Genomic DNA, 15,052 nt, shown 5'->3' with positions numbered 1-15,052 from the left:
CTCAGCCGGTCGGGCCAATACCCCGGGCCAGAAACACCGCCGCCAGCGGAATCAGCATCAGCAGGTGCGCCTCGATCATCACCAGTCGGCGCGTGCTGCGCACCTGGGCCTCGGGCGGCAGGGCCCCGGTCTGGCGCAAGGCCCGGCGCCAGCGCACGAAGCGCATGGTGGGCCCGATCGACAGCAACCCGATCACCACGAACAGGGTGAGCTTGATGTGCAGCATCGGCTGCAGCCAGTACCAGACCGGCCCCTTCATGCCCCACCAGGTGCGCGCCAGACCGGTCAGCAGCACCGCCACGGCCGAGAGGCCGTAGATCAGGTCCACGCGCGCCAGCCGCTCCACCACGGCCGCGCTCATCCATTCCTGGCGACACAGCGCCGCTTCGCTGGACAGGAACACGACCATCGCCAGGATGGCGGTGAAATGGGCATAGGCCAACAGGGCTTCGGTGGTCATCGGCATCTCCTTGTGCGCCAGCCAGGGCGGTAGCGCCATTGTGCCCCGGGCGCCACCCGCGCGGCCACTTTGAGACAATGCGCCCCATGCTCCAATTCGACCTGCTCAAGACCGACGGCCATGCGCGCCGCGGCCGGCTCACGCTCAACCACGGTGTGGTCGAGACGCCCATCTTCATGCCCGTGGGCACCTACGGCACCGTCAAGGGCGTGATGCCCGCCAGCCTGCAGGACATGGGCGCCCAGATCATCCTGGGCAACACCTTCCACCTGTGGATGCGCCCGGGCCTGGACATCATGAAGGGCTTCGGCGGCCTGCACGGCTTCGAGCAGTGGCACAAGCCCATCCTCACCGACTCCGGGGGTTTCCAGGTCTGGAGCCTGGGCGAGATGCGCAAGATCACCGAGGAGGGGGTGCACTTCGCTTCCCCCGTCAACGGCGACAAGCTGTTCATGTCGCCCGAGGTGAGCATGCAGATCCAGACCATCCTCAACTCCGACATCGTGATGCAGCTCGACGAATGCACACCCTACTGGCAGGGTGCCAGGGGCAGTGGCCACATCACGACCGAGGCCGAGGCACGCCAGAGCATGGAAATGAGCCGGCGCTGGGCGGTCCGCTCCCAGGCCGAATTCGAACGCCTGGGCAACCCCAATGCCTTGTTCGGCATCGTGCAGGGCGGCATGTTCGAGCACCTGCGCCAGGAATCGCTGGAAGCGCTGGTGGAGATGGACTTCCCCGGCTACGCCATCGGCGGCGTCAGCGTGGGCGAACCGAAGGAAGAGATGCTGCGCATCATGGCGCACACCCCGCACCGGCTGCCGGCCCACAAGCCGCGCTACCTCATGGGCGTGGGCACACCGGAAGACCTGGTCGAGGGCGTGGCCTGCGGCGTGGACATGTTCGACTGCGTCATGCCCACGCGCAACGCGCGCAACGGCCACCTGTTCACGCGATACGGCGACCTGAAGATCCGCAACGCCCGCCACAAAAACGACCACCGGCCCCTGGACGAGACCTGCACCTGCTACACCTGCGCCGGACGCTCGGGCGTGGCCTGGGCCGATGGCGGGCGCGACGGTTTTTCCCGCGCCTACCTGCACCACCTGGACCGCTGCGGCGAAATGCTCGGCCCCATGCTGGCCAGCATCCACAACCTGCACTACTACCTGAACCTGATGCAGGAAGTGCGCCATGCGCTCGATGCCGGCGAATTCGCCGCCTTCCGCGCCCGCTTCAAGGCCGACCGCGCCCGCGGCGTGTGAGCGATCAACCCGACACCATGACCTCCGACAACACCCCCTCGAAAGCCCGCCAGCGCCAGCGGCGGCCCCAGGCAGCGCGCCCGGGCAACCAGCCGGCCCGACAACACCCCGTGCTGACGCGCCTGGCCGAGCTTTACCCTGCGCTGTTCGGTGAAACGCTGCGACCGCTCAAGCGCGGCATCTACCAGGATCTGCTGGCCGCCCACGGCAGCGAACTGGACAAGGACGGCCTGAAGGCGGCCCTGGCCCTGCACACGCGCTCCACCCGCTACCTGAATGCCGTCGCCAGCGGTGCGCAGCGCCACGACCTGAACGGGCAGCCGGTGGAAGCCGTGGCCCCCGAGCACGTGCACCACGCCCTGGTCGAGGTGTTCCGCCGCCGCCAGCAGCGCAGCGCCGAAGACCTGCGCCCCAAATTGCTGCGGCGCCTGGCGCAGGCCTTCGAGGCCTCGGGTCTGAGCCGCGAGGCCTATGTCGAGAAGGTGCTGGGCCGCGACGAGGCGATCAACACCCTCACGCTCGAGGCACTGGCCGAGGCGGGCAGCCGTGCCGCCCGCGCCGAAGCGCTGCGGCGTGCCTTCGCCGCCAGCGGCATGAGCGTCGAGGACTTCGCCGGCAGCTACGGCCTGCCCCTGGACGAGGTGCGACGCACCCTGGCCTGACCAGGGCGACACCGGCGAAGGCGTTCTTCGCCGCACAATGCGCGGGTGACGACGACACCTCCACCCACCTCCGCCGCCGCCCCTGCCCGCGTTCTGCCGGTGCTGGTCATCGCGCAGTTCGCCGGTACCTCGCTGTGGTTCGCGGTCAATGCCGTCATGCCCGACCTGCAGCGCGCCTTCGGCTGGCCGGCCACGGCGGTGGGCACCCTCACCTCCACGCTGCAGACCGGCTTCATCGCCGGCACGCTGTTCTTCGCGCTGCTGGCCATCGCCGACCGATTCCCGGCCCGTGCCGTGTTCCTCGTCTGCACGCTGGCCGGCGCCGCGTGCACCGTCGGGGCCTGGGCCACCATCTCGCACTATGGTGCCCTGCTGGCCTGGCGCTTTGCCTCCGGCTTCTTCCTGGCCGGCATCTATCCGGTGGGCATGAAAATCGCATCGCAATGGTTTCCGCGCGGGCTGGGCCCGGCCCTGGGCATGCTGATCGGCGCGCTGATCCTGGGCTCGGCCAGCGCCCATGCGCTGCGCGCGATCGGCGGCGACACCCTGCCCTGGCAGTCGATCATGATCGGCGTGGCCGCCCTGGTGGCGGCCGGCGGCATCCTGCTCTACGCCGCGCTGCCCGAGCCGCCACACGCCGTCGCCCACGTCAGCACGCTGCAGTGGCGGGCACTGGCCGCCATCGGCACCGACGCACGCGTGCGCAGCTCGGTGCTGGGCTACTTCGGACACATGTGGGAGCTCTACACCATGTGGGTGCTGGTGCCCATGGTCCTGGCCACGCGGCTGGAAGGGCTTGCCCTCTCGTGGACCGCGTTTGCCGTGCTCGGCGGCGGCGCCATCGGCTGCGTGGTGGGCGGCGCCCTGGCGCCGCGCTGGGGCAGCGCCCGCGTGGCCGGCACGCAACTGGCGATCAGCGGCCTGTGCTGCCTGCTGGCGCCCTGGCTCATCCAGGCGACCGACGTCCTGTTCTACGCCTGGCTGCTGCTGTGGGGCATCACCGTCTCGGGCGATTCACCCCAGTTCTCGGCTCTCACGGCCCGCAACGCACCGCCGCACGCCGTCGGCAGTGTGCTGACCCTCACCAACAGCATCGGCTTCGCCATCAGCAGCCTCAGCATCGTGCTGTTCGTGCAGTTGAGCGAACACATGCCGCTGGGCTGGCTGATCACAGGCCTGGCCATCGGCCCGGCACTGGGGCTGTGGGCCCTGCGCCCGCTGTGGCGCGAACGCGCCTGAGCGCGTTCAGTCCCGCGCGTCCGCGGCCGTGCCGCACGAGAAACAGTAACGCGCAAAGGCGCTCTTGCGGGTCTGGCAGTGGCCGCAGCGGTCGAACAGGCACAGGCCGCAGTGCGGGCAGAAGTCGGTCTTGCCATCCTTCAGATCCACCGCGCGCTCACAGCCGGGACAGACGTTCTTGGTCAGTCGCGCCTGCGCCAGGTCGTAGTCCAACTGCCTGCGGCGCTGGTTGTCGGGCTGGGCCTCGGCCTGCTGCTGGCGCTCCAGGTAGCGCTGCAGGGCCTGGATGGCGTAGCGCCCGCCGATCACCGTGAGCACGATGCCGACGATATAGCGCACGTAGCCGCCGTAACTGGGCAGGTAAGGCACCAGTTCGACAAAGAAGGCAAACAGCGCAAAGAAGATGAAGCCCCACACGAAGGGCCACGACGCGCCCTTGCGGTGCCGCTTGAACAGCCAGCCGGCCACCAGCAGCAGCGGCAGGGTCAGCGCCAGCCGATAGCCGAACACGCGCAACTCCTGCGCGCGCCGGGCGCGCTCGTAGGCCTCGCGCGCCTGCCTCTCGAGCTGGCCCAGTTCGGCCTGCGCACGCTCCAGGCGCTGACGCGCATCCAGCCCGGCCTGCTGCTGTTGCTGCACGGCCGCCTGGGCCTCGCGTTCGACCTGTCGCAGCGCATCGAGCTCGCGCGTACGCCGCACCAGTTCGTCATCGTGCTCGCCCTGCGCCGTGGCGCGCCGGGTCGCCAGCCAGTTGCTGAAGGTCTCGCGTGCGGCCTGGTTGTCGGCACGCGCCACCTGCAGCTTGAGCTGGGCCTGGTCCAGCGCGGCACGCGCCTCGTCGTCCGCCTGGCCGGCGTCCTGGATCGTCTGGCGCAGTGCGGGCGCCCGGCTGGCGTCCATGAAGTCGTTCAGCGAACGCTGCTGCTCGACCTTGGGCAGATCGCCAACGATGGTGCTGCCCAGCCCGGTCAGGAACCATGCGAACAGGAAGGCGACCAGCCACAGGCCGCGGCGGAACCATTTTTCAGACAGCCGCAAGGCATTGCTCATGATGTGTTTTCTCCTCCAGCGCGCACGATACACCGCCCCGGGGTCACCCTGGCGGCGGCGCAGCCCTACGCCACGAACACCGTCAGCACACCGGTGTAGCCGTACAGGTGGTGGCGCGCGATTTCGCCACCGGCGAAGAAGCCCACCAGCGGTACATCGCCCAGCGCCCGGCGCACGATCTGCAGTTCGGCGCTGTCGCCGCCGAAATGGGGACCACCCCGGCCGGAGCAGCTCACATAGACCGCCCCCCGCATGCGCCATGGTGCCGCCGTGCCGCCATCGGTGCCGCCGGCCAGCAGCGAAGAAACCGCGTCCAGACCGACGGCCTCGGGCTCGAGCTCCTCGCGGATCTCGGTGCAGATGCGCACCAGATCGGCCCGTGCCGCGGCCACGTGACGCTCGCAAAAGGCCAGGCGCATGCCCTCCTCGGGCCGGTGGGCGATCGCCACGCCACGGCGCGCCGGGTCCAGACCGATGATGTGGCGCACCTCGACCTCGTCACCAAACTGGCCGCGCACCTGCGGCATGCCGTCGGCGTGGCGGGCCATCGGCCCTGACAGGCCCACCAGCACCTCACGCAGCCGGCCGACGGCCACCTGGGGTTGACCCAGGTCGATACCGGCCTCGGCCAGCAGCAGATCCAGCGCCGGCTGCCGATCAAGTTCGAGGACCACGTTGCTCTCGGCACGGGTGATGGTGTGCGACGGGCCGATCGGCTGCGCTCCCTGCGTCACACGCGAAAAGACCTCGACCTGCGGCCCGAAGGCCACGCCGCTGAGGCCACCGTCCAACACGCCGCCGGCCACGCGCTGCCCGGGCTGGCCACGGTCACCGCGGGCAAACTGCACCGCACCCCAGCGGCTGCTGGGCAGGCCCCCGAACAGGTAACCGGTGCGGGTGCGGTCGGCCAGGTCGGTCAGCAACTCGGCCAGGTCGGGCGTGGCGCCGTCGGCATGCACCAGCGCCGTGTGGGCCTGGAAGCCCGCGCCGTCGTGACCGCTGGCCGGCAGCGGCGCCACCCCGCTGAACACGCGGTACTGCTCGGGGGGCAGGTCACAGGCCAGCACGGCCATGGCCGGTTCGTCGACGTACTCCACCCCCGTGGCGCAGATGCCGACGCCGACCGTCCCGACCCAGTCCCTGATCCCGGGCAACTCGTCGGACAGGTAGTCCAGGATGTCCTGCGCGTGTGGCGCATAGCGGTCGGTGATGTACAGCAGGCCCAGCGGCGGATCGGCGGCGTACCCGGGCAAGGCCATCTGGGCATGCAACTGGGCCACCACCAGCGCGGCGGCCATGCGCCACTGCGGGTGCGTGGCGTGGGCGAGGGGGAAGCGCCGCATGGCTCTAGGAAGCGGAGCGCCGCCGGGTGGCAGACCGGCCCTTTGCCGGAGCCGGTGAGGATGGCGCGCGGCCCTTGCGTGCGGCGGCCTGGCCACGGCCCGGCGCCGGTGCATCGGCCGTCTGGCCGGGCGCGGCCTTCTGGGCCACGTCCTGCATGGCCTGGGACGCGATCTGCTGGAATTGCTGCGTCAGGGCGCCCCACCATTGCATCGGATCGACCGCCGCCGCCTCGCCGGTGGCGGCCTGGGCCGCCGCCTTGCGGGGCGCCGCCTTGCGCCGTGCCGCAGGCTTGGTGGCCGCCTGGCCGTAGGTACGCTCGGGCACCTCCAGCCCGGCGAACGGCGTCTTGCCGCCCGGTGCCGCGGCGCCGGCCGCCGCGCCCGCCGGCTTGACCTGGAGTGCCTCGGCCACGTCGCCCAGGCTGACATTCATGGTCTTGAGCGTGGCCAGGGTCATCTTCTGGACCTCCAGCGCCTGGATGGTGGCCGCCAGCGCCTTGGCATTGTTGTCGAGCCAGAAGTGCACCGCCCTGAGCTCGCCAATGCGTTTTTCCAGCTCCTCGACGTTGAAGGTCGGTGCGACCCAGCTCGACAACTGGGGCAGTGACGGCAGACCCTGGCCGAACCCCTGGGCCACGCCCGAGGTGGCCTGGCCCGCCAGGTTCTGCAGGAAGTCGAAACCGGGGATGAACTTGCCGAATTCGCTGGCCTGGGTCATGGGCGTCTCCTGTGAGGGTGGTTGTGCCGTTTCACCGGCCCCGCAGCGCGGGGGCCGGCGTTCACACAAGGATGCCACAGCTTCGCGCACGCCGGGGCTGGCGTTTTGCTATGCTGATCCGATGAGCGACGACACCCACGCCACGCTGCCGGCGCGCAGCCTGTTCCACCTGGCCTTCCACGTCAGCGACCTGGACGAGGCGCGCCGCTTCTACGGCGGCGTGCTGGGCTGCCGTGAAGGCCGCAGCACCGACACCTGGGTGGACTTCGACTTCTTCAGCCACCAGATCTCACTGCACCTGGGCCAGCCGTTCCAGACCAGCCGTACCGGCCGGGTCGGCGAACACCTGGTACCGATGCCGCACTTCGGGCTGGTCCTGTTGCTGCCCGCATGGCAGGCGCTGGCGCAGCGGCTGGAGGCCGCCGGCACCGATTTCGTGATCAGGCCGCACGTGCGCTTCCCGGGCGAGGCCGGCGAGCAGTGGACGATGTTCTTCTGCGACCCCTTCGGCAACCCGATCGAGGTCAAGGGCTTTGCCAGCCTGGCGGGCGTCTTCGCCGGCTGAGGCCGTCCCTCCGTGCCCGGTCACGGCATGGGGCCGGACCGACCTGAGGCCGTCTCAGGCGTCGTCGCCCGGCGTCTCGTCCGCGTGCGCCCCGGGCCGCCCCGACACGATGGTCTGGTCGATGGCGCCGAACACGCTCTGGCCATCGCGGCCCTTCATCTCGATGCGGATGGTGTCACCGAACTTCATGAAACCGGTGCCGGGCTGGCCATCAAGGATGGTTTCGATGGCGCGCTTTTCGGCGATGCACGAATAGCCCTTGGGCCATGTCTTGCGGCCGTCGTCCGCGACCACCGGCGGGTTGCTCACCGTCCCCGAGCCCACGATGGTGCCGGCGCGCACATGGCGCGTCCTGCAGATGTGGGCGATGAGCTGGCCGAAGTGAAACGTCATGTCGGGGCCGGCATCGCACATGCCCACGCGGCGGCCGTTCCAGGTGCTTTGCAGCGTCAGGTGCACGCGCCCACCCTGCCAGGCCTCGCCCAGCTCGTCGGGCGTGACCGCCACCGGGCTGAAACTGGTGGCGGGCTTGCTCTGGAAGAAACCGAAGCCCTTGGCCAGCTCGGCCGGGATGAGGTGGCGCAGCGACACGTCGTTGGCCAGCATGAGCAGGCGCACGCCCTCCAGCGCCTGCTCGGGCGATGCGCCCATGGGCACGTCGCCGGTGACGACCGCGATTTCGGCCTCGAAGTCGATGCCGAAATCCTCGCTGGGCACCACCACCGGGTCGCAGGGGCCGATGAAGTCGTCGCTGCCACCCTGGTACATCAGCGGGTCTTCGTAAAAGCTGGCCGGCACCTCGGCGCCACGCGCGGCGCGCACCAGCTCCACGTGATTGAGGTAGGCCGAGCCGTCGGCCCACTGGTAGGCGCGCGGCAGCGGCGCCATGCACTGGGCCGGATCGAAGGGGAAGGCGTGGCGCGCCTTGCCGCTGTTGAGCGCCACCGACAGGTCCTGCAACTGCGGTGCCAGGAAGTTCCAGTCGTCCAGCACCTGCTGCAGCTTCTGGGCCACACCCGTCGCATAATGGGCAGTTGAAAGGTCGCGCGAGACCACCACCAGTTGTCCGTCGCGCGAGCCGTCCTTGTATGTGGCGAGTTTCATGCCGGCCTCCTGATGCCGCGAGCGGGGTCTGGTCATGGCCATGCTCAGACCCGAATGACACATGGTGAAATTTAACACCGACACGCCCACGCCCCAGGACAGCGAACCGCAGCGCGCGGGCATCCAGTCGGTTGAAGTGGGGTTCGAGTTGCTGAAAGCCCTGTCCGAAGTGCCTGGCGCCCTGATGCTGCGCGACCTGGCCGCGGCCGCCGGCATGAGCGCGGCCAAGGCGCACCGCTACCTGGTCAGCTTCCAGCGTCTGGGCCTGGTCGTCCAGGACCCGGTGAGCACACGCTACGACCTCGGCCCGGCCGCGCTGCGCATCGGCCTGGCCACGCTGGCGCGGGTGGATGCCGTCAAGCTGGCGCGGGCGCGCATGCCGGCCCTGCTGCAGGAGACCGGGCACACGCTGGCGATCGCCGTCTGGGGCAACCAGGGGCCGACCATGGTGCACTGGGAGGAGGCGCCGCAGGCCGCGCCCGTGCCGCTGCGCCTGGGCGACGTGATGCCCTTGCTGACTTCGGCCACCGGCCGCTGTTTCGCCGCCTTCATGCCGGGTGACGGCCGCGATGGCGAGCGCATCCGCCGCATGATCGATGACGAACTGGCCCGCCTGCGCCGGATGCCGCCCACCGGGCTCCCCCTGACGGACGTCCCCCTGGACCTGCCCGCCGTCGATGCCATGCTGGCCGAGGTGCGGCGCCAGGGCATGGGACGCGTGGTGCATGGCATGGTGCCGGGCGTCGGCGGCTTTTGCGCGCCGGTGTTCGACGCCCAGGGGCGTCTGGCACTCGCCCTGGTGGCACTCGGCTCGGCCGCCACCTTCGAGACCCGCTGGGATGGCGCGCCCGCCACGGCGCTGCGTGCCTGCGCCCGGCAGTTGAGTGAAGACCTCGGGTACCGGGCCCCATCGTGACCCCCGCCTTCGACCATCGCCCACCCCGGGGCCGCCTGGCGGCATTGACGCTGGCGGTGATGGTGGCGCACGTGCTGGTGCTCAACGGCGGCCTGCCGAACTGGCGCTTCGGCCTGCGGGGCGAAGACCCCGCGGCCTTGGACCCGGCCCGCGACACGCCCTCGCCGGCGCAGGCCGCCCATGACGGCACCGCCGGCGCCACGGACCTTCCGGAGCCCCCACCCGTGGCCCGCAGCAGCGTGCGCTGGATCCAGCTCGTGCCGCCGCCTCCGCCACCACCACCACCTCCTCCTCCTCCACCTCCTCCTCCACCTCCTCCTCCACCACCGGCTCCACCGCCGGCGCTGCCACCGCCGCCCCCGTTACCACCCGAACCACTGCCGGAGCCATTGCCGGAGGCGACGCCGATGCCATGGCCCGAACCGGCGCCGGCCCCACCGGTCACCGATGCAGCACCGGCGCCGGACACGGAGCCGCCCGCCGCCGGCGACACGGCCGGTACCGGACCGGCACCCACCGAAGCGGTGCCCGAGCAGATGGCGCGCGAGTCAGCCACCCCCCCGCCAGCCGACGTACCTGCCCCGGGCGAGGCCGACGTCAGGCTGCCCCCCGCCCGGCTGCCGCCGGAGATCGACCTGCGCTACGCCGTGACCGGCCAGGCCAAAGGCTTCAACTACCACGCCAGCGGCACCATGACGCTGCGACACGACCATCAGCGCTACGAGGCCCACGCCAGCGTCAGTGCCTTCCTGCTCGGCAAGCGCCAGCAGCACAGCGAGGGCCGCATCGACGCGCACGGCATGCATCCGGAGGTCTTCGTCGACCAGAGCCGACGCGAGCGCCGCGCCACGCTGGATGCGGCCAGCCAGCGCATCCGCTTCCACCACGGCGGCGAGGCGCCGCTGCAGGCGGGCACGCAAGACCGTCTGTCGGTGGCGCTGCAGTTGAGCGCGCTGTTCCTGGCGCGGCCCGATGCCTACCCCGCGGGCAGCACGATCCGGCTGCCGGTGGCCGACGTGTCCGGCGTGGAACTGTGGGACTTCGTGGTCCAGGGGCCCGATGAACTGCACCTGGAGGGCGGGAGCCTGCCCGCGATCCGGCTGGCCCGCCAACCCCGCCGCGAACGCGACCGCCAGGTCGAGGTCTGGCTGGCCCCCGACATGAGCTACCTGCCGGCCCGCATCCGCGTCAGCGAAGCCAGCGGCGACTTCGTCGATCAGACCATCGACACCCTCCCACCGCCCGCACAGTGACCCCGCGCCAGCGGCGGAGCGTGGGGGCCATGGATTCAGCGCGTGGCCACCCCCCACCCCACATCTGTCCGAAAAAAGACACACCGCTTGAACCTGGGCCCGGCATCCCTATCTAAATGGCAAGGTAGCCGGGTCTTGTACGGGTTTTGCCGATATAAGTGCCACAGGCACCACCGATTTGCTCAATGAAGGATATTGAAGTCATGCACATGCTCTACGACTCGGATTCCTTTGCGGTCGTCCACATCCTGGCCAATGCTGCCGATGCGCCGACGCCCGGCCAGGAAGACCTGCCCCAGATGCCGCGCCACGGCTTCGAGATCGTGGACAAGCGCTCGGGCAAGGAGGTCTACCTGGACGGCTCGTGGGCCGAGCTGTTCCAGCAGCGGCTGCAGGCCTGGCAGCAAAACGCCCCCTCGCAAGAGGAAGTGGAAGACACGCTGGAGGGTTATGCCTGCCTGGCGCAGATGCCCGTCGTCATGCACTGAGGGGCACTCCCCCCTGCGCCGCTGATGCGGCTTCCCCCCTCTCTGGCGCGCCCTGCGGGCGCTTGGAGGGGGGACGCACCCGACGGCCCGGCGAAGCCGGTTCCGTGGGTGCCCACGCTGGAAGACACGTTGTTCGCCGCGGGTTTTCGCTCCCTCTCCCTCCGGGAGAGGGTCGGGGTGAGGGGGCTCGCGGCTACGACGGCAACTGGCGCGCCGCCCACCAGCGGTACAGGGGTTCGGACAGCATCAGCACCGCCACCAGGCGGCAGACCTGGAAGGTGGTGACCACGGGCACACCGAGTTGCAACACCTTGGCCGTGATGGACATTTCGGCGATGCCGCCGGGCGCGCCGGCCAGAACCAGGGTGGCCGCTGGCAGGCCGGTCAGGTGCGACAGGATCCAGGCAAACACCACGCACAGGGCCATCATGGCCAGGCTGGCCAGCGCCACCGAAGCCAGCCAGCGCGGCGCGGCATGCACGAACGCCGGCGTGAAGCGCACCCCCAGGCTGATGCCGATGACCAGTTGGGCGGCGTTGCTCAGGCCCGCCGGAACCGCCGACAACGTCACACCCGAGAGGGTCAGGACCATGGCCACCGCCAGCGCGCCGATGAACCAGGGGTTCGCTCCCCCGAAGCGCAGCATGGCCACGATGCCGGCCAGCGTCAGCGCCGCCAGCACGGCCAGGCCCGCGGGATCGACCTCCCGCACGCCAGGCGGGCTGGCATCCAGCCCGGTGACGCCCCAGGCCTGCAGGCCGAAGGGAATCGCCACGGCCACCAGCAGCACCCGCAGGCTGTGTGCCGCCGCCACCAGATCGGTGCGCGCGCCATAGCGCTCGGCGATCAGGGTCATTTCCGAGGCAGCGCCGATCGAGCCGGCAAAAAACGCCGTCCCGCGCCACTGGTCGGGCCTCACCCCGGGCACCCGCCCCGCATGCAAGCGGTGCAGCCAGACGCCCATCGCCCACCCCAGTGCGAGCGCCCACACGACACCCCAGGCAATCACCCACCACAGTTGCGCCACCAACACGCCCACCGCGGGCGTGAAATGCAGCCCCAGCGCCGCGCCGATCACCCATTGGCCGGCGTTGCGCAGCACCACCCAGCTCTCGGTGGGCGCGCCCAGCATCGAGCCCAGCGCGGTGGCCAGCAAGGGGCCGATCATCCAGGGCAGGGGCGTGCCCAGCCACACGCACAAGCGCGCGGCAGCATAGGCCAGCACCAGCGTCCCCAGCACGCGGGACCACGGTACCGGCCGACCAGGTGGTCGGGACATGAACATCATCGGTGTCGGCCGTTGCACGGCGGCAAAGGGCGTAGTATCCCTGCATGAGCCATCGACCGTCTGCCACGCCAGCCCTGCTGGCCGGCCTGCTGATGCTGGCAGCCTGCGCCACCGCCGCGCCGCTGGCGCTGGCGCTGCCCGAGGCGCCGGTGCTGTTGCTGGGTGAGCAGCACGATGCCGATGAGCATGCCGTGCTGGCCCGCGCAAGCGTGGAGCATCTGGCCGCCGCAGGCCGCCTGGCGGTGCTGGTCCTCGAGATGGCCGAGTCCGGCCACGACACCCATGGCCTCCCGGACAGCGCCAGCGAGACCGAGGTCCGCCAGCGCCTGGCCTGGCATGAGCCCGGCTGGCCCTGGGCGCGCTATGGCCCGGTCGTGATGGCCGCCGTGCAAGCCGGCGTGCCGGTGGTCGGCGGCAATCTGCCCCGCGCCCGCATGCGCGACGCGCTGCAGGATCACAGCCTGGACGACCGGCTGGATGCCGACGGCCTGGCACGGCAGCGCCAGGCGGTTGACGACGGGCACTGCCGCCTGCTGCCGGCCGCGCAATTGCCCGGGATGACGCGCATCCAGATCGCACGCGACCTGAGCCTGGCGCAGACGGCCACACGCGAACTGCGGGCCGGTCAGACCGTGTTGCTCCTGGCCGGCGCCGGCCACGTGCGGCGCGACATCGGCGTGCCCCGCCACTGGCCCGCAGCGCTCGCCGACCAGGCCCATGTGGTCTGGCTGCGCGCCGGCCCAACCGGCCCCGCCGATGTGGCCGGCGTCGCGGACGCCGTGTGGCCGACCCCGCCGGTACCCGAGAAAGACCATTGCGCCGAACTGCGCCAGCACCTGGCCCCGGACCGGCGCTGACGCGGCCGCGCCGGCAGGGCCGTCAGCCCTGGTCCAGCCAGATGATGGCCGCCAGAACCACCAGGGCCAGCAGCACCGCGATCGTGATCTTGACCCAGCTCTTGGGGTACTCACCGGCGACCTGACCGGTCGCGCCGTTGACCAGCACCTGGTAATCGCGGCTGCCGTAGCGGTAGCCCACCAGCCAGACCGGCAGCAGCACATGTTTGAAGGTCTGGCGCTCGAACTGGGCCGACACCTGCAGGTTGCGGTGGGTATCGGCACGGATGTCCTGTGCACACATCCGGCGGATCGCCGCCATCATGCGCTCGCGCCCGCGCTGGGCGGCGCCCACCAGGTCGAGCTGGTAGCGCTCCACCGTCCAGCCGCTCAGGTAACCCGGGTCGTAGGGCTTGAGGCGCTCGGAGGTGGTGGGAAACGGCTCCACCGCCTGGATCAGCCGCGGGTGCACGCCGCGCGAGGCGCACACCAGGGTGTCGTCGAAGAAATGGCGCACCTGGCCCGACACCGGGAACCAGCGCACCTGCCGCTTGCCGTCACGGTCCTGGTAGTACTCGCCCCCCTGGGCCGTGTAACGGGCGCTGACATCGGCATCGAAGGTCCAGTAAGGCAGATAAACGCCGTGCAGGGTATCGGTCAGCGCCTTGCTGCCCAGGTTGTTCGGCGCCCAGAAGCGCGAGCCGTACCACTGGCGCACCCGGTCGCGTGCGCGCGGCTGGTCGATATCGAACGGCAGCAGGCTCTCGGGCCGGATGATCTCGTCCGCCTCGTCCTCAAACGGCACCAGGGCGGTGGAGCCGCAGAAGTCGCAGGCCTTGCCCTGCTGGGCGGACGAAAACACGCTGATGGCCTGGCAGTGCTGGCAGCGCACCGAGCGCCGCTCGTCGCGCCAGCCCCGGGCCGCCTGTGGAATGGACTGCAGGGCCGCCACGAGATCGTGCTCGACGATCGCGCCGTCGGTCTTGAGCTCGTAGGGCGACTCGGTGCCGCAGTAGGCACAGACCAGCGCCCGTTTGGCCGGGTTCCACTGCGCCTCGCCGCCACAGGCCGGGCACGCCAGTTTCTGCCCGGCAGAGACCTCGCTCAGTTGCATACGCGCCGGACCGCTCAGCCTTTCAGGAACTCATCCAGCGCCGCCCGCGGCACACGCCACTGGGAGCCGATCTTGCGGCCCTTGAGGGTGCCGGCCTCCAGCTCCTGCAGCACGTCGCTGGGCGCCACGCCCAGCGCCTCGGCCACCTGTTCGGGCGTCATGAGCGCGATGGGCGCGGCGCCGGCCGCCGCCGCGGCGGCGGGTGCCGTGGCCCCCGGCACGAAGCCCGGCTGCGCCGGGGGCGCCCCCACACCCATGCCGCCCTGCAACATGGACTGCCCCATGGCCAGACCGGCCGCCAGCTCGGCACCGATGCCGGCAGCGCCGGCCTTGCCCTCGGCCAGCGCGGTACCCATGTTGTACTTGACGAAGTCGTTGAGGTCGCCGATGGCGGTCATGGCGCCACGCTTGTCGATCGCCTGCTCCAGCTCGGGCGGCACCGAGACGTTCTCGACCACAAAGGCGGTGAATTCCAGACCATAGAGCTCGCGCATCACCACGTTCAGTGGCTCCAGCAGGGCCGCACCGAGCTCGCCGTAGCGCGTGGCCACGTCCAGCGCCGGCACCTTGGCCTTGGCCAGGGTCTCGCTGAACACGCTGACGATGCGCGAGCGCATCACGTCATTGAACTCGTCCAGGCGGAAATGGTGGTCGGTGCCCGCCACCTCCTTGAGGAACTTGACCGGATCGACGATCTTGAAGTCGTAGGTGCCGAAGGCGCGCACGCGCACCACGCCGAAGTCGGCGTCGC

General features: G+C 70.5%; 15 protein-coding genes and 1 pseudogene. 8 read left to right on the top strand and 8 right to left on the bottom strand.

All coding sequences use genetic code 11. From position 1 onward, the window contains the following. Position 1: 1 nt before the first annotated feature. Positions 2-460, bottom strand: a complete 459-nt coding sequence (locus tag PHQ87_RS01585; RefSeq protein ID WP_300230511.1) for a DUF2214 family protein — start codon at positions 458-460, stop codon at positions 2-4. 86 nt (positions 461-546) lie between these two features. Between PHQ87_RS01585 and tgt the strand changes: the two genes are divergently transcribed. From tgt to PHQ87_RS01570, 3 genes and pseudogenes are all read left to right on the top strand, one after another. After that, entirely contained in the window at positions 547-1,725 is a 1,179-nt protein-coding gene (gene tgt, locus PHQ87_RS01580; RefSeq protein WP_300230509.1) for a tRNA guanosine(34) transglycosylase Tgt, read from the top strand. An 80-nt stretch (positions 1,726-1,805) separates the two neighbouring features. Continuing rightward, positions 1,806-2,387 (top strand): annotated as a pseudogene (locus PHQ87_RS01575) (ProQ/FINO family protein); the annotation flags it as partial. A 45-nt stretch (positions 2,388-2,432) separates the two neighbouring features. Beyond that, positions 2,433-3,626 (top strand): MFS transporter, encoded by a 1,194-nt coding sequence (locus PHQ87_RS01570; RefSeq protein ID WP_300230507.1) that lies wholly within the window; start codon positions 2,433-2,435, stop codon positions 3,624-3,626. A gap of 6 nt (positions 3,627-3,632) precedes the next feature. Here the strand turns inward: PHQ87_RS01570 and PHQ87_RS01565 are convergent, their stop codons facing one another. From PHQ87_RS01565 to PHQ87_RS01555, 3 genes are all read right to left on the bottom strand, one after another. Then, positions 3,633-4,676: a serine endopeptidase gene (locus PHQ87_RS01565; RefSeq protein ID WP_300230505.1), complete on the bottom strand. Its 1,044-nt coding sequence runs from the start codon at positions 4,674-4,676 to the stop codon at positions 3,633-3,635. 65 nt (positions 4,677-4,741) lie between these two features. Further along, on the bottom strand, positions 4,742-6,019 hold the full coding sequence (locus PHQ87_RS01560) for an FIST N-terminal domain-containing protein (protein ID WP_300230503.1): 1,278 nt from the start codon (positions 6,017-6,019) through the stop codon (positions 4,742-4,744). A gap of 4 nt (positions 6,020-6,023) precedes the next feature. Beyond that, positions 6,024-6,737: a PhaM family polyhydroxyalkanoate granule multifunctional regulatory protein gene (locus PHQ87_RS01555; RefSeq protein WP_300230501.1), complete on the bottom strand. Its 714-nt coding sequence runs from the start codon at positions 6,735-6,737 to the stop codon at positions 6,024-6,026. 121 nt (positions 6,738-6,858) lie between these two features. Here PHQ87_RS01555 and PHQ87_RS01550 point away from each other — a divergent pair, with 121 nt between their 5' ends. Beyond that, a complete protein-coding gene (locus PHQ87_RS01550; protein WP_300230499.1) occupies positions 6,859-7,302 on the top strand; it encodes a VOC family protein in 444 nt (147 codons plus the stop codon). A gap of 54 nt (positions 7,303-7,356) precedes the next feature. Here the strand turns inward: PHQ87_RS01550 and PHQ87_RS01545 are convergent, their stop codons facing one another. Beyond that, entirely contained in the window at positions 7,357-8,406 is a 1,050-nt protein-coding gene (locus tag PHQ87_RS01545; RefSeq protein ID WP_300230497.1) for a fumarylacetoacetate hydrolase family protein, read from the bottom strand. A gap of 61 nt (positions 8,407-8,467) precedes the next feature. Between PHQ87_RS01545 and PHQ87_RS01540 the strand changes: the two genes are divergently transcribed. The 3 genes from PHQ87_RS01540 to PHQ87_RS01530 all read left to right on the top strand — a co-directional run bounded on the left by PHQ87_RS01540 (position 8,468) and on the right by PHQ87_RS01530 (position 11,063). After that, entirely contained in the window at positions 8,468-9,322 is an 855-nt protein-coding gene (locus PHQ87_RS01540; RefSeq protein ID WP_300230495.1) for an IclR family transcriptional regulator, read from the top strand. Then, positions 9,319-10,575: a DUF3108 domain-containing protein gene (locus PHQ87_RS01535; RefSeq protein WP_300230493.1), complete on the top strand. Its 1,257-nt coding sequence runs from the start codon at positions 9,319-9,321 to the stop codon at positions 10,573-10,575. The genes PHQ87_RS01540 and PHQ87_RS01535 overlap by 4 nt, the downstream gene beginning before the upstream one ends. Positions 10,576-10,778: 203 nt before the next feature. Beyond that, entirely contained in the window at positions 10,779-11,063 is a 285-nt protein-coding gene (locus PHQ87_RS01530) for a DUF3567 domain-containing protein (RefSeq protein WP_300230576.1), read from the top strand. A 193-nt stretch (positions 11,064-11,256) separates the two neighbouring features. Here PHQ87_RS01530 and PHQ87_RS01525 read toward each other — a convergent pair whose 3' ends face one another. Then, the gene (locus tag PHQ87_RS01525; protein WP_300230491.1) at positions 11,257-12,342 is read right to left on the bottom strand and encodes an AbrB family transcriptional regulator; all 1,086 of its coding nucleotides are present in this window, start codon (positions 12,340-12,342) and stop codon (positions 11,257-11,259) included. A 53-nt stretch (positions 12,343-12,395) separates the two neighbouring features. On the opposite strand from PHQ87_RS01525, the gene PHQ87_RS01520 reads away from it, so the two are divergent. After that, positions 12,396-13,208 carry a ChaN family lipoprotein gene (locus tag PHQ87_RS01520; protein ID WP_300230490.1) on the top strand — a complete coding sequence of 271 codons (813 nt, stop codon included), beginning with the start codon at positions 12,396-12,398 and terminating at the stop codon, positions 13,206-13,208. Between the two features lie 22 nt (positions 13,209-13,230). Here the strand turns inward: PHQ87_RS01520 and PHQ87_RS01515 are convergent, their stop codons facing one another. Together PHQ87_RS01515 and PHQ87_RS01510 are read right to left on the bottom strand one after the other, a co-directional pair. Continuing rightward, positions 13,231-14,301, bottom strand: coding sequence for a zinc ribbon domain-containing protein (locus PHQ87_RS01515; RefSeq protein ID WP_300230488.1), 1,071 nt, complete (start codon positions 14,299-14,301; stop codon positions 13,231-13,233). A gap of 14 nt (positions 14,302-14,315) precedes the next feature. Then, a partial coding sequence (locus tag PHQ87_RS01510) for an SPFH and helix-turn-helix domain-containing protein (protein WP_300230486.1) occupies positions 14,316-15,052 on the bottom strand: 737 nt, incomplete at its 5' end.

Origin of the sequence: Hydrogenophaga sp. (assembly GCF_028698005.1) — a bacterium.
Classification (GTDB): domain Bacteria; phylum Pseudomonadota; class Gammaproteobacteria; order Burkholderiales; family Burkholderiaceae_C; genus Hydrogenophaga.
The sequence above is the reverse complement of the archived record's forward strand: the minus strand, read 5'-3'. Positions and strand labels throughout refer to the sequence as shown.

Excerpts from the sequence above, each read along its gene's own strand:
- PHQ87_RS01585 (WP_300230511.1), bottom strand. The coding sequence starts at position 460 with ATGACCACCGAAGCCCTGTTGGCCTATGCCCATTTCACCGCCATCCTG.
- tgt (WP_300230509.1), top strand. The coding sequence starts at position 547 with ATGCTCCAATTCGACCTGCTCAAGACCGACGGCCATGCGCGCCGCGGC.
- PHQ87_RS01565 (WP_300230505.1), bottom strand. The coding sequence starts at position 4,676 with ATGAGCAATGCCTTGCGGCTGTCTGAAAAATGGTTCCGCCGCGGCCTG.
- PHQ87_RS01560 (WP_300230503.1), bottom strand. The coding sequence starts at position 6,019 with ATGCGGCGCTTCCCCCTCGCCCACGCCACGCACCCGCAGTGGCGCATG.
- PHQ87_RS01555 (WP_300230501.1), bottom strand. The coding sequence starts at position 6,737 with ATGACCCAGGCCAGCGAATTCGGCAAGTTCATCCCCGGTTTCGACTTC.
- PHQ87_RS01550 (WP_300230499.1), top strand. The coding sequence starts at position 6,859 with ATGAGCGACGACACCCACGCCACGCTGCCGGCGCGCAGCCTGTTCCAC.
- PHQ87_RS01545 (WP_300230497.1), bottom strand. The coding sequence starts at position 8,406 with ATGAAACTCGCCACATACAAGGACGGCTCGCGCGACGGACAACTGGTG.
- PHQ87_RS01540 (WP_300230495.1), top strand. The coding sequence starts at position 8,468 with ATGGTGAAATTTAACACCGACACGCCCACGCCCCAGGACAGCGAACCG.
- PHQ87_RS01530 (WP_300230576.1), top strand. The coding sequence starts at position 10,779 with ATGCACATGCTCTACGACTCGGATTCCTTTGCGGTCGTCCACATCCTG.
- PHQ87_RS01525 (WP_300230491.1), bottom strand. The coding sequence starts at position 12,342 with ATGTCCCGACCACCTGGTCGGCCGGTACCGTGGTCCCGCGTGCTGGGG.
- PHQ87_RS01520 (WP_300230490.1), top strand. The coding sequence starts at position 12,396 with ATGAGCCATCGACCGTCTGCCACGCCAGCCCTGCTGGCCGGCCTGCTG.
- PHQ87_RS01515 (WP_300230488.1), bottom strand. The coding sequence starts at position 14,301 with ATGCAACTGAGCGAGGTCTCTGCCGGGCAGAAACTGGCGTGCCCGGCC.